Origin of the sequence: Siculibacillus lacustris (genome assembly GCF_004328075.1) — a bacterium.
Taxonomy (GTDB): domain Bacteria; phylum Pseudomonadota; class Alphaproteobacteria; order Rhizobiales; family Ancalomicrobiaceae; genus Siculibacillus; species Siculibacillus lacustris.
The window spans coordinates 125,410-139,060 of the sequence record NZ_SJFN01000004.1 but is presented as its reverse complement, the minus strand read 5'-3'; the positions used below and the strand labels follow the sequence as shown (position 1 = coordinate 139,060).

Here is a 13,651-nt window from a genome sequence, read left to right as displayed (position 1 = left end):
CCTTGAACGAAACTCTCTCTGCACTGGCCATGGAACTGTTCCCTCCACGGGTCCGGCACGACCGGACGTCTCGATGTATTCGCAGTGGTGCGATCGCGTCACCCCGGAAAGTTCAGCGGCGCTTGCGCGGGGTTCCCCCCGAGGCGATGCGGATCTGCTCGTCGATGAGATCCGCGAATGGGATGTGACTCTTCTGGGCCTGACGGAAACTGGCGACCAGCGTCCCACGCAGGTCCTGATTGTACATGCAGTTCGTCTCGTGCTCCAGCCGCCGCATCTGGGGCTCGGTCGGCGCTTCCTCCCGACCCCAGTCCCACACCCACAGATCGTAGAGCCGTGACGTCGGGTAATTGGTCTCGACGCCCTTCCTGTCCTTCAGGATGAAGCAGTTGAGTCTGGTTCTGAGCCAACGAACCTTGACTCTCCCGCTCGCCTCGTCGACCTGCCCGTAGAATTTCTCGACGCGATCGATTTCGTCCTTGGAGAGCAGCGAGGTACCTCCGACCACGGTCTCGTTGTTCCTGGCCATTTCCGCCAGGAGATGGCCGGCCGCGACCTCGTTGTAGAACGAGCCGTCGGGGAGAAGCGGATCGCCCAGCGTCGTCAGGCGGATCGCTTCATAGGCGTAGCGCATCGCGACGACCGGATCGCGGTCGTCGCCCGATCGGTCGCGCGCGATGCGCGCGAGCTCCAGGGCCGCCCGCGATGATCCCTGGCTGAAGGCGCGTTCAAGCAGCCGTTCGGCCTCTTCGGCGCCGTTCTCCGGTTTGGCCAGGACGGTTCCCGCGCGAAGGCGCCGCGCGAGTTCGATCTCGGCGTCGACGTTGCCGCCATAGGCCGCCAACCGCCAGTATTTCTCTGCCATTTCCGGCTGTGGATTGGCGAGCCCCTCCCCCAAGGCCATCAGCCAAGCGAGGAAATACTGGGCTCGGACATCGTTCATCTCGGCGGCGCGACCGAACCACAGCAGGGCGAGGGTCGGGTCACGCCGGACCGCGTTCGCCTCCTGCTGCTGATTAGGGCGGCTTCCGTTGTAGTAGTAGAGGCCCAATTGAAATTTGGCCTCCAGTGAGCCGGCATCGGCGGCGCGTTGCAGCATCTCCACCGCCCGACGCGGGTTGGTACCGGTCGGTACGCCGGTCCCTCGCCACAGGAAGGCGCCGGTCTTCACGGTGGCGTCGACGAGGCCCGCGTCGGAGGCCTTGGCGTACCATTCGTAGGCCTGTTCGTTGTTGCGCAGGATGGAACCGCGGTCGCCGGTCTCGTAACGTCGGGCGAGGGCATACATGGCCAGCGGAAAGCCTTGGGCGGCGGCCTGCTTATACAGGCCGTTGGCCTTTTCGACATCGGCGGGGACGCCGAGTCCCAGGTCCCATAACACTGCCAAATTGTGGATCGCCGCGACATAGCCCCGCTTCTGTGCGTCTTCGAGCGCCAGGCGGGCATAGCGGAAGGCTTCGTCCCGCTCGGTCTTCTGACTGCGCGGGTCGAGCCGATTGGCCCGTGCCAGCTGCGCCCGCGACAGGTTGAAGAGGAAGCGCACGACCCGCGGGTTGTTCTCCGAGGCCGCGCGGCAGGCGGCGACCGCGGCGTCCGGATCAACGATGGCGGCGAGCGACACGCCGACCACCTCCGGCGGCCGGGCCCGATCGGATTCGGACGCCGCCAACAAATCGCAAGGCTCGATCGCCCTCCGCGAAGCCGGAGGTTGAGCCACCGTCTCTTCGGGACTGTCGACCAGACCGATCAGTGCGGCGCGAGCCGCCTCGGCCGTGCCGCAGGTCGCGAAGCGGCGAATATGCCGCTCGATCTGCGACCGGCGAGGCTGCAGCACGATATTGGCCCAGTCGCCCTTGGCGCCCTCGCAGCCGGAGTTGACGATCCGGAACCGCCGTTCCCCGATCGTGTCGACCAGATAGACATCGTCCGGCGCGCGGTCCGGGGTGGTGAAGAACTCGGGAACCTGTTGCCGCCCGTGTTCGGCGGCGATCGACCGCACCGCCAGGGCGACCCGCTCGGCAAGGGCCACCAGCGACTGACCCGGCCGCATCAGTTCGTCGCGCAACACTTCGGTGAACAGCGAATTTCGCCGCCGATCGAGTTCGCCGAAGCTCTCCACCGCCTGTTCGCCGTTCGCGGCGGAATAAAGGACGAGGAACCGGTCCGGCGTCTCGCCGTTGGGCACCAGTCGGCTGCCACCCTCGCCGGCCCGCCGTGCCTTGCCGATCTCGTTGGGATCCGCCCGGAGGATGGTGCGGCATGCATCGAGAAGGAGCAGGGCCGCGCCGGGCTGGCGCTCCGCCAGTTGCCGTTCGATGTCACGCACCGAGATCCCGACCGCCGGAATCTCTTCGGCATTGTACGGGTCGAGGAAGGCCGGGATCTTTGCGCGGACCACCGAATCGTCCTTGCGTTCCGCCGGTGACAGTTTGTTCTTCGTATAGGTCAGCGCGCTCTTCAGATTACCCGGCAAAATATAATTCGTATTAGTCGCTTCGACGCCCAATCCGTGGCCTGAATAAAAGAAGACGACGAGGTCTCCTGGCTTGATGGATTTCAAAAACGGGTCGAATTTCTTCTGAAATTCGGTCTTGTTGGGGAGATCTGTGATGACCGTGATGTTCTTGGAGTCGAACCCGATCTGTTCGAGATCATGTCCGAAATCACGGGCATCGGTATTCGCGCGGGCCAGACTCTGGACATCCCCGTCGGCGTAGCGCTCGATCCCCACGACGAAGGCGCGCCGGACCGGCGCGTCCGCCGCAGAGGCGTTCGACGGCCAGAGAAGTACCAAGAGGCAGGCGAAGAACAGGCATCTCATGGCTTTCTCCTCGACCTTCGCTTCACGGGGTCAGGTCGCGAGCTACCCGCAAGCCGATGTGGGGTTGACGGGTGGTCGCGACGTCCCAGGCACGGGCGGCGCTGCGCAGGGCAATCGGCGGATCGTTCCAGCTTCCACCCCGCAGGACACGGCCGGAACAGTCACCCGTGGTGCGCGGGGATCCGTTCGGCGGGAGCCCGGCGAGGGTCGGGTTCCAGCAGTCCGCCACCCACGTCGCGACGTTGCCCACGATGTCGAACAGCCCGAAACCGTTCGGCCGGAACGCCCGCGTCGGCACCGTCCGGCGCATCGCCTGCGCCTTGTTGCCTCCGCCGTAGGACTGTCGGGTATCGTAATTGGCCTGGTCGGGCCTGATCGTCTGGCCGAAGCCGAAGGGCAGATCGCGACACTCGGCGTCGCGGCAGGCGCGGGCGGCGTGTTCCCATTCGGTCTCGGAGAGGAGGCGATAGACGGCGCCGGTCTTGCGCGACAGCCAACCCGTGTAGGCCTGCCCATCGTGCCAGGAGACGAAGATCACCGGGCGCGACCCGCGTCCCCACCCCATGTCGCCCGGCAAGTGATTGCCACAAGCGCCGTCGGCGACACAGGCATCCCATTCGGCGAAGGTCACCGCATCACGGCCCACCGCCAGCGGCCGATCGATGCGGACGAAGGTGCGCGGCGCCTCGCTCGCCTCATGGCCCGATTCGCCATCGGGCGATCCGATCATCGTCAGCCCTGCGGGGATCACTACCATCTCCGGACAGTTCGCGCATTCCTTGAAGGCCCGCCCGACGACACCGGGTTCGGACGCCGAAGGGGCAGCCATGATCTCGACGGGTGTCGGATCGCTGTCGATGCGGCGCACCGGCGGCGGAACGACGAGATCGGCGGTGGGCGCCACCGCCGGAGCCGTCGGCGGTGGCGCGACGACAGCGGGCGAGGCGGCGATCGCCGCGAGCGGCGGCGCGACGGTTGCCGGTTGCGGGACGACACTGGCGCTCGGCGCCGATGCAGCGAAGCGCTCCCGCAGGGCGGGCCACCCCACCGACGCGGCAATCGCCACCCCGATGCCGACGGCGCCGATGATCGCCGCCGTCCACCGCCCCCGCTTTCGCGGTCGATCGCGTGAGGACGGCCGCGGATCGATACCGTCGCTCGGAATCACGTCGCCGACACGTTTCACGAGCCGGTCGAGCGCCGCGTCCCAATCACGAAACAGGTCGATGTACTGGCGTGTGGCGAGTTCGAACCGAAAGGCGTCCGACGGCACCACGTCCTCCACCCGCGCCGGAATGACCGTCAGTTCATTCTGGCTGGCGAGCGCCAGTTCCTTGCTGATTTCATGCGAGGCATTGGCATTGGAGGAAAACACCAGGACCATCACCCGCGCGCGGCGAATCGCCTCGACGATCGCCGCCTGATAGTTGTCGCCGGGCGCGACGTCGCGGCTCGAGATCCAGCAGCGCGGGCCGCTCGTCTCGATCTTCTCGCGTATTATTTCCGCAAGACGAATGTCCTTCGATGAAAAGCTGATGAAGACATCGTGCATCGGAAAGACGTCCCCGCCCACAACCACGGGACGATAAATTCCAGATGAGGCCATGGCAATCGGAAACGGCGGCCGGCGCGAGTGTTCGGTGTTCTCACGTAAAGTCAGCCGTGCGGGTGACGATCGCCGAGTGTGCGGTGCGCCCGGTTCGACACCCGCTCGCGTCCCGCCTCGGTCTCGCTTCGTGATCGCCGCTTCCCTGGGGAGGAGCCCTTCGGCCACGCTCACGCCGCATGAACGGGAGCTTCCCCGCGCGATTGAACATCTCCCCGGGGTCACGGGACAACCATACCCCCGCTCTACGGAAGAGTGCGCCGAGATCCCCGTCGCCCCCTCGGTGCGGCATCGCCGGTGCGCCGGGGGCGTGCGCGTGGCGGCCGAAATCGGCGATGCCTCGTGGGCTTCACGGACTCGCATCGTCACGGAGGAGTTGTAGACTTCGGGGGCAACGCGAGGATTGCCGCACCATGAATTTCGTTCCGCGACCGACGCTGACCTTCGTCACCGGTGTCACCGGCCATCGCCCACCACGCCTGTCCGCCAGCTTTCGCTCCGTCGTCGAGGCGCGGATGGCGCAGGCCTTTGAGGTCATCGACGGGTCTTGTGCGGCCGAATACGGCCATGCGAGCGAAGTCTTCAGCCCCGGCCCGGAAGCCGGAGAGGGGGGCCGCCCGTACCGGATCCGCCTGTTGACGGGCTTCGCCGAAGGTACGGATCAGTCGGCGGTTCGTCTCGCGCCCAGACATTGGGAGGTCGAGGCGATCCTGCCCGCCGCGCGTTCGACCTACGAGGCCACCTTCGCAGCCGACGAGTCCTCGGACGGAATCGATCGGCGCGAAGAATTCCGCGTCGCCCTGCAGCGCGCCGGCGACCGGGTCGTCGAACTGCCCTCCGATCCCGCCGACCCCGACGACGAGGAGGCCGTCGGAGCCTCCGCCGAGGCCGGCTATGCCCGCCAGGGCGTCTTCATGCTGCGCCAGATCGACCTGTTGATCGCCGTATGGGACGGCGCGAAATCGATCCGCCTCGGCGGAACCGGCTATGTCGTCGCCGAAGCGCTCGAGAACGGCGTACCGGTGTTGTGGCTGTCGGCGACCGAAGACCGCGCAGCCCGACTGCTGCTCGCCCCGGAGGATCTCGATCGCGAAACCGAACCGGCCGACGCCTTGGACGGACCACTCCAGGACGTGATCGCATCGCTCGTCCGACCACCGGCACCTTCGTCGGCCGAGACGATCGACTTCGGTCCCCGTGACCGCCTCGACGCCTTCCTGCGCGAGCGGCCGCATCGGCGCTGCGCCTGGGTCGCCTATGACTGCCTGAGGCGAGGCTGGGCGTTCTGGCGGTGGCGGTGGTCCGGTATTCGCTTCCACGATCTCGACGCCACCAGAGACAGATGGCGACCGTTCCTCGACAGGGCGCCCCGCGGCGCGGGCTTCGCCCGCCGGCTCGAGACGGTTCTTCTCCCGCGCTTCCACGCCGCCGACCAGATCGCCACCCGCCACGCGCATGCCTATCGCAGCGCCTATGTGCTGGCCTATATGCTGGCGACCTTCGCGGTGGCGGTGACGCTCTTCAGCACGCTGCCCTTCGTCCCGCACCACGGCTTGGGAGGTCTACGGTGGAAGGCCGCCTTCGTCACCCTCGAAACGGCGGTCATCATCGGGGTGATCTGGATCGTCGTCGCCGGCCGCCGACGCCACTGGCACCAACGGTGGCTCGACGCCCGAGCGCTGGCCGAGCAGCTGCGCCACGCCCGCTTTCTGTCCCTGGTCGGCGAACTGCGCCTGTCGCCTCGTCCCGATGCACCGTCGGCGGTTGGCGAGAGTTGGATCGGCTGGTACCTGCGCGCGACGATCCGGGAATTGGGGCTCCCCTTCGGCAGTCTCGATCCCACTTGCCAGCGCAAGATCCTGATCGCCACACGCGAGACCGAGGTGGCCGAGCAACTCGCCTTCAACGACGCGAACCAGGCCACGCTGGAGCACCTGAATCATCGCCTCCACCTCTGGGGCGATCGCCTGTTCTTTGCGGTCGCCTTCGTTCTCGTTGCCTATCTCGGCGCGTGGGTGGTCTACGAGGTTCTGCACTGGACCGGCGCCAACTTCCATGCCGCTTGGCAGGAACGCGCCCGTGCCGTGGCCGAGCAGTTGTGTTGCGTTCTCTATCACTCCAAAGATTGGTTGGTGTTTTTTGCGGCCCTCCTCCCGGCGTTCGGCGCGGCGCTCACCGGTATCCGCTTCACCGGTGATTTCGAGGGTTTCGCAGAGCGATCGCGCGAGACATCGGAGCGTCTGCGAGACCTGCACCGCCGCTACGCTCGCGCGGAAGACCGCCTGGAATTCGACCAGACCAGCGAAATTCTCCGTGAGACGGCGAATGCCATGAGCGAGGACCTGTCCGGCTGGCGGGCTCTCTATGCGCGAAAGCGCCTGAGCCTGCCGGCTTGAGTCGAAATCCGCGCGACACGCTCGGTGCAGGCGCGCCGGATAGGGGCGAAGTGCCGAGGTGCCGCTCGACGTGGCGTTTCCGAACCGGCTCGCTCTTCGGCGCGATGACGTGCCCTCCATCGAGGGCGCACGGCGGGGCCGATCCGCTCCCACTCGGGGCAGGGCATCCGGCTTCCTTCGACGCGGGTCCATCTCCAAATGCACAACCCAAAGTAATATACACTGCCACCGTCAATCTTTCCACGAGACATCGAGAGCGGTGTCTCTCGGAGCACCACAGCGCCCAAATTGCAACCGGGTGCACCGAACGTCGCCCAAGCATCCATGAGGCTTCGGCGCTTTTCCAACGCGTCCCTGCGCCGATAAGCTTGCTCAACCGCATTTCCGACTGAATGGGCGAGAGCGGCCTGCTGCCGGTTCCGTGGACACGACCTTAAGCCAATTCGGCCATCCGCTCGAACTCTGCCGGGCTGACGTAGCCGATCGTCGAGTGCCGCCGTTTCGGGTTGTAGAAGCGTTCGAGGTAATCGAACACGTCGGCTCTCGCCTGATCGCGGGTCCGGTAGACCTTCCTGCGGACCCGCTCGGTTTTCAACGACGAGAAGAAGCTCTCCATCGCCGAGTTGTCCCAGACGTTCCCCGCTCGGCTCATCGAGCAGGAGACGCCGGCGTCGGCGAGCAGGCGTTGGAACTGCTCGCTCACGTATTGGCTGCCGCGGTCGGAATGATGCAGCAACGCGTCCGGCTTCCCTCGCCGCCAGATCGCCATGACGAGGGCATCTGTGACGAGTTGAGCGGTCAACGATAAACACTCAGGCGCCAAAACTGGCGGATTACAGCGGAATTTGTGGATACCTAGAACTGCCTAGGAACGTTTGTTTGGTGCCCGTCCGGGACACCGACGGTTCCCTCGTCGTCGCCGACTTTTCCGCCGCGCCATCGCTCCGTCGACCACCCTCGTCTCGCGAAACGGCGCGGGGCCCGGCGGCGGCGCCACCCCGAGTCGGCGTGGAGTCTCCATCTCGCGAGAACCAACAAGCGAGAGAGAAGACAGAGTCTTCCACAGCCGACATTAACTATACGCCGTGAAGCTCGTTAACTATCAGAATGCAGTCATCTCGACAAAAGCCCGGTTACATCGTGTGATTCATGTTCTCGAAAGAGTTCATTGATTGGATGACTCGGCCCTCTGAATGAGGACGCGTAACAGTAACTCCCAGAAGGGACGAGTACCATGAGCACGATTCTCTCCACCGGCGTTCGTCAGAATCTCCAGGCCCTCCAGGGGATCAAGGCGAACGAAACCGTCGCGCAGGGCAAGCTCGCCACCGGCAAGCGTGTCAACACCGCCCTCGACAACCCGGTGAACTACTTCACCTCGGCCGGCCTGTCCGATCGCGCCGGCGACCTGTCGAACCTGCTCGACGGCATTTCCAATTCGGTCCAGACCCTGCAGGCCGCCACCGCCGGCATCACCTCGATCACCAGCCTGGTGAAGAACGCCCAGTCGGCCGCCAAGCAGGCGCTGCAGACCACCGACGCCGCCTCCGACGCCATCCTGACCGGCGCCAACACCTCGACCTACACCCGCTCGACCTCGCTCACCGGCCTCGGCTTCGCCTCCGGCGAAAAGATCACCGTGACCACCGGCAACGCCACCACCGGCACCGCCGCGATCACCCTGACGCTGACCGCCGGTTCGACCGTCGGCGACCTGATGACCACGCTGAACGGCTCCAACCTCGGCCTCAACGCGACGCTGAACAGCTCCGGCCAGTTGCAGATCGAAGACACCGCCGGCGAAGACGTGGCGATCACCTCCGACACCGCCACCGCCACCGCGCTCTCCGGCGCCGCCGGCCTCGGCTTCACGACCGCGACCAAGGCGGCCACCACCAGCTCGGCGCGCCAGTCCTATGCGACCCAGTTCAACGGCATCCTCGACCAGATCGACCAGATGGCCAAGGACTCGGGTTACAACGGCATCAACCTGTTGATGGGCAATGATCTGAAGACCGTCTTCAACGAGAAGACCGGGACCAATCAGAACTACATGAACATCAACGGCGTGAGCTACGACAGCCAGGGCCTCAACCTGGACAAGGTCGAGAACGGCGGCTTCCAGACCAACAAGCAGGTCAACAAGGTCCTCGACAAGCTGACCACGGCTCTGACCACCCTGCGCACCCAGTCGTCGAACTTCGGTTCGAACCTCTCGGTCGTCCAGGCCCGTCAGGACTTCACCAACAACATGATCACCACGTTGCAGACCGGCTCGGACAACCTCGTCTCCGCCGACACCAACGCGGAATCGGCCAACCTGCTCGCCCTGCAGACCCGTCAACAGCTGTCCACCAAGGCGCTGTCGCTGGCCAACCAGGCCGACCAGAGCGTGCTCAGCCTGTTCTGAGCCGACGGTCCGACGATCATCGAACGAAGGAAGGCGGCGGGGCCTCGGCTCCGCCGCCTTTTCGCGTCCGGCGCCCCCGGCGCAGCGCGAGCCGAACAATTCGTCGCCCGACGCAACTCCGGGACGGGCGAATTCGTTTGTCCTGCGAGGTCCGCTCAGCACCGGCCCGCGTAACAGACGCGGGTCCGTCGCGACGTCCGTCGGATCCGCCGCAGGAGATCCCCATGAGCCTCGTCACCCGTGCCATCGACGCCGCCGAGCGCGTCCCGCTCCCCGATTCCCTGACCCTCGCCGGCATCGACTGGCTGGTCGGGCAGACCCGGCGTCGCCTCGCCGCGACACCGGAGGCGACCGAGCGCGGCTTCGTCGCCGACATGGCCGCCTTCCCGGTCGCCGTCCATACCGACGCCGCCAATGCCCAGCACTACGAAGTGCCCGCCGCGTTCTTCGCTCTGGTGCTCGGGCCGCAGCGCAAATATTCCTGCTGCCGCTACCCGACCGCCGCCACCACCCTCGAGGAGGCCGAGCGCATCGCGCTCGCCGAGACCGTCGCCCATGCCGGGATCCGCGACGGCGACCGCATCCTCGAACTCGGCTGCGGCTGGGGTTCGCTGTCGCTCCATCTCGCCGCCGCCTGCCCCCGCGCGACCATCCTCTCCGTGTCCAATTCCCAGTCCCAGCGCGCCTTCATCGAGGCCGAGGCGACGCGGCGGGGCCTCTCCAATCTGACCGTGGTCACCGCCGACATGAACGACTTCGCGCCGGAAGGTCGCTTCGATCGCATCGTCTCGGTCGAAATGTTCGAGCACATGGCCAACTGGCGGACCTTGCTCGAGCGGGCGCGCGGCTGGCTCGCCGACGACGGTCGGCTGTTCCTCCACGTCTTCACCCATCGCTCGCGCTCCTATCGCTTCGACCATGCCGACCCGGCCGACTGGATCGCCCGCCACTTCTTCACCGGCGGCCTGATGCCCGCCCACGATCTGCCCCATCGCTTCGCCGACCTGTTCACGGTCGAGGCCGAATGGCGCTGGTCGGGGCTCGACTATCGCCGAACCGCCCTCGACTGGCTGGCCAATTTCGACGCCGCCGCCGACCGCATCGCGCCGATCCTCGCCGAGGTCTACGGCCGCGACGCCGGCCTGTGGCACCGCCGCTGGCGGCTGTTCTTCCTCGCCACCGCCGGTCTGTTCGGCCATGCCGGCGGCGACGAATGGGGCGTCGGCCACTATCGCCTCGCGCCCACCGCCGCGGCCCGCCCGTGACGCAAGCGCCCGCCCCCGCCCACAAGGGTCCCGCCGCGCGCGACCCGCTCACCGCGGCGACCGCCGGCGTCGCCTGGCTGATCCTCGTCGACAAGCCGCTCTACCCGCTGTCGGTGTGGTGGTGGGTCGGCGACGGCGTCCTCGCCTCGGCGGCGACCCTGATCACCGCCCCGCTGTGGGCGGCGCTGGCCTGGGGGGCTGGACGGGCGCCGCGGCTGGTGCGGATCGCCCTGCCGCTGCTCGGCCTCCTCGACACGGTGATAGCCACCCGCCTGTTCGGCGCCGCCGCCGGCACCGAGTTGTTCCTGGTCCCCTGTCTCTTGCTGGCGGTGCTGGCGATTCCCGCCGACGAGCCCTGGACCTCGCGGATCCTGGTCGCGACGCTGTTTCTCGCCTTCGTCGCCGGTCACGGCCGCTTCGGCCCGCCGCTGCAGGACTGGTCGGGCGACGCCGTGGCGCGCCTCGCCGAGCTCAACGCCTTCGCCGTCGCGTCGCTCTCGGCCTACCTCGGTCTGCGCTTCGCCGCCTTGCGCGGCCGCACGATCGGCGCAGACGAACCTCGAGCGTGAGGGAACTTTTCGCCGCTCGGCTCGTTGCCGACACGCGACGACGGGTCGCGCAGCGAGCGAGGGTCGCATGGCCGATCGACGGCACTCCGACCGCATGCGGGAAGCGGGCGACCCCGCCCCCCATCCGACGCTTCGGCGGAGACGAAGCCCATGAAACTGTTCCAATGCCGCTCCTGCGGCAATGCCGTGCATTTCGACAACACCACCTGCGTCGCTTGCGGCCATCGGCTCGGCTATCGGCCGGATCGCTGGACGATGAGCGCCGTCGAGCCGGTCGGCGACGGCTGGCGGCCCGTCGGCGGTCCGTCGGAGACCTTCCTGTTCTGCGACAATGCCGAAGCCGCCGGCTGCAACTGGCTGATTCCGGCGGCGGACGGTCCCGGCCTGTGCCTGTGCTGCCGCCACAATCGGCTGGTGCCGGACCTCTCCGACCCCGATCTCGCCGCCGCCTGGCGTCGCCTCGAGGCGGCCAAGCGCCAGCTGTTCTATTCCCTGACCCGCTGGCGTCTGCCGATGCCCGACCGCACGGCCGACCCCGAGAATGGACTGGTGTTCGATTCGCTGGCCGATCTGCCCGGTCCCGACGGTCGTACCGAGCCGGTGCTGACCGGCCACGACTCCGGCGTGATCACGCTGGCCGTCGCCGAGGCCGACGACGTCCAGCGCGAGACCCGCCGTCAGGCGATGGGCGAGCCCTATCGCACCCTGCTCGGTCATTTCCGCCACGAGATCGGCCATTACTACTGGGATCGACTGGTGCGCGACGGCGGCCCGATCGACGACTGTCGGGCGATCTTCGGCGACGAACGCGCCGATTACGAAGAGGCGCTGCGGGTGCATTATGCCGAGGGCGCCCCCGCCGATTGGCGCAACCGGTTCATCAGCGCCTATGCCAGCACCCACCCGTGGGAAGACTTCGCCGAGACCTGGGCCCACTACACCCACATGGTCGACGCCCTCGAAACCGCCCAGGCCTTCGGACTGGTGCTGCGGCCCAAGGGCCCGGCCGGCGAGGCGCTGGCGACGGAGGTCGATTTCGATCCCTACCGCCAGGGCGAGGTCCCCGACCTGATCGCCGCCTGGGTGCCGGTGACGGTGGCGGTCAACGCCCTCAACCGCAGCCTCGGTCAGGCGGATCTCTATCCCTTCGTCCTGCCCGAGGCGGTCACCGCCAAGCTCGCCTTCGTCCATCGCCTGGTGCGCGGCGCCGCCGCCGGCGCCTGACGGCGCCGGTGATCACGCCTCGCGGGCCTTCGGGGTCAGGAGATCGCGCGTGCCGTCCTTGGCGCGCGCCTTTTCCACCCGCTCGCGCTGCCGCGCGGGATCTTCGGCGATCGCCGCGATCCCGTCGGCGTCGGCCGGGGTCGGCACCGCCGCCCGCGGGCCCTCGGGGAAGAACAGCCGCCGCACCGCGACGATCGCCGCGCTGCGCGCGCCCTCGAGCGACTGCCGGCGGGTATCGACCCAGGCATAGAAGCGGATGGTGATCGTCGCCTTGCCGATCTCGCGGATCTCCAGGGACGGCCCCGGATCGGCGAGCGTGCCGGAGATCTCGCCGAGCAGACGCACCGCCTCCTGCAGGCGGGCGGTCGGATCGCCGGTCGATTCGATCGTCAGGTCGAACTCGAAGCGCCGCTGCGGATTGGTCGAATAGTTGAGGATCGTCGCCTTGAACACTTCGGCGTTGGGAATGCGCAGATGGTTGCCGTCGGCGGTCAGCATCATCGTCGCCCGCGACGTGAGCTTGAGGACCCGCCCCTCCTTGTCGCCGATCAGCACGTGGTCGTTGGGGCGGAACGGCTGACGCAGGCTCAGCATGATGCTGGCGACGTAGTTCTCCACCGTGTCCTTGACCGCGAAGCCGACCGCCAGACCGAAGATGCCGGCGGCGCCGACGATCGTGCCGAGCAGCGCCGTGGCCCCGAGAATGTCGAGGGCGGTGACCAGCCCCATCCCGGCGAACACCAGCCGCACCACCTGCAACAGCAGATCGGTGACGAAGGGATTGAGCGGCAGGCGCTGCCACAGCGCGGCCCGCCCCGCCAGCCAGTTGCCCGCCGCCACGAAGGCGGCGAGCACCGCCACCGCCACCAGGAACAGCGGCGCCTGTTCGACATAGGCCCAGAAGCGCTGGATCATCCGATCGACCACCGGCTGCAGCCGCCGCGAGACCGAGGTGTCCACCGCGATCTCCGATCGCACCGTGACCACGCCCTCGGTGCGCGCCGCGATCTTCTCGGCCTCGGCGGCGTTGCCCTTGTCGACCACCCGGCCGGTCAGGGTCACCACGCCGCCGTCGACCCGCACGCCGATGCGCTCGTGCTCGCCGATCGCCGTCAGAACTTCGCGGATCCGCGCGGCGATCGCCGCATCGCCGGGACCGCGGTTCTCCACCGCGATCTTGGCCGGCGGTTCGGCCGGCGCGTCCTGGGCGAAGGTCGGGCCGACCGCGGCCGCGATCACCAGGACGGCGGCGACGGCGAAGTCCCGCAGCCGGGACCGCAAGGTCGAAGGGGGCGTGAACGCCATGGGCGTCTCCTCTCGCGGACGCGACGAACGACGCCGGCCGGTGCCGAGACATCGA

Annotated in this window: 8 protein-coding genes and 1 pseudogene; 5 read left to right on the top strand and 4 right to left on the bottom strand. The window is 67.5% G+C overall.

Annotated features, from left to right (window positions below):
- Window positions 1–112: 112 nt before the first annotated feature.
- Together EYW49_RS04235 and EYW49_RS04230 are read right to left on the bottom strand one after the other, a co-directional pair.
- Window positions 113–2,821, bottom strand: coding sequence for a caspase family protein (locus EYW49_RS04235; RefSeq protein ID WP_131306533.1), 2,709 nt, complete (start codon window positions 2,819–2,821; stop codon window positions 113–115).
- A gap of 22 nt (window positions 2,822–2,843) precedes the next feature.
- Window positions 2,844–4,373, bottom strand: coding sequence for an SUMF1/EgtB/PvdO family nonheme iron enzyme (locus tag EYW49_RS04230; protein ID WP_165498123.1), 1,530 nt, complete (start codon window positions 4,371–4,373; stop codon window positions 2,844–2,846).
- A gap of 467 nt (window positions 4,374–4,840) precedes the next feature.
- Between EYW49_RS04230 and EYW49_RS04225 the strand changes: the two genes are divergently transcribed.
- Window positions 4,841–6,823 carry a hypothetical protein gene (locus EYW49_RS04225; RefSeq protein ID WP_131306529.1) on the top strand — a complete coding sequence of 661 codons (1,983 nt, stop codon included), beginning with the start codon at window positions 4,841–4,843 and terminating at the stop codon, window positions 6,821–6,823.
- Between the two features lie 433 nt (window positions 6,824–7,256).
- Here EYW49_RS04225 and EYW49_RS04220 read toward each other — a convergent pair.
- A pseudogene (locus EYW49_RS04220) lies at window positions 7,257–7,625 on the bottom strand (IS3 family transposase); the annotation flags it as partial.
- 432 nt (window positions 7,626–8,057) lie between these two features.
- Between EYW49_RS04220 and EYW49_RS04215 the strand changes: the two are divergent.
- From EYW49_RS04215 to EYW49_RS04200, 4 genes are all read left to right on the top strand, one after another.
- Window positions 8,058–9,233, top strand: coding sequence for a flagellin (locus EYW49_RS04215; protein WP_131306527.1), 1,176 nt, complete (start codon window positions 8,058–8,060; stop codon window positions 9,231–9,233).
- A gap of 224 nt (window positions 9,234–9,457) precedes the next feature.
- Window positions 9,458–10,498, top strand: coding sequence for an SAM-dependent methyltransferase (locus EYW49_RS04210; RefSeq protein ID WP_131306525.1), 1,041 nt, complete (start codon window positions 9,458–9,460; stop codon window positions 10,496–10,498).
- Window positions 10,495–11,067, top strand: a complete 573-nt coding sequence (locus tag EYW49_RS04205; RefSeq protein WP_131306523.1) for a hypothetical protein — start codon at window positions 10,495–10,497, stop codon at window positions 11,065–11,067. Before EYW49_RS04210 ends, EYW49_RS04205 begins: the two co-directional genes overlap by 4 nt.
- A 150-nt stretch (window positions 11,068–11,217) precedes the next feature.
- Window positions 11,218–12,291, top strand: coding sequence for a zinc-binding metallopeptidase family protein (locus EYW49_RS04200; RefSeq protein ID WP_131306521.1), 1,074 nt, complete (start codon window positions 11,218–11,220; stop codon window positions 12,289–12,291).
- A 12-nt stretch (window positions 12,292–12,303) separates the two neighbouring features.
- On the opposite strand, the gene EYW49_RS04195 is transcribed toward EYW49_RS04200, so the two are convergent.
- Window positions 12,304–13,596 (bottom strand): mechanosensitive ion channel domain-containing protein, encoded by a 1,293-nt coding sequence (locus tag EYW49_RS04195; protein ID WP_131306519.1) that lies wholly within the window; start codon window positions 13,594–13,596, stop codon window positions 12,304–12,306.
- Window positions 13,597–13,651 lie beyond the last annotated feature (55 nt).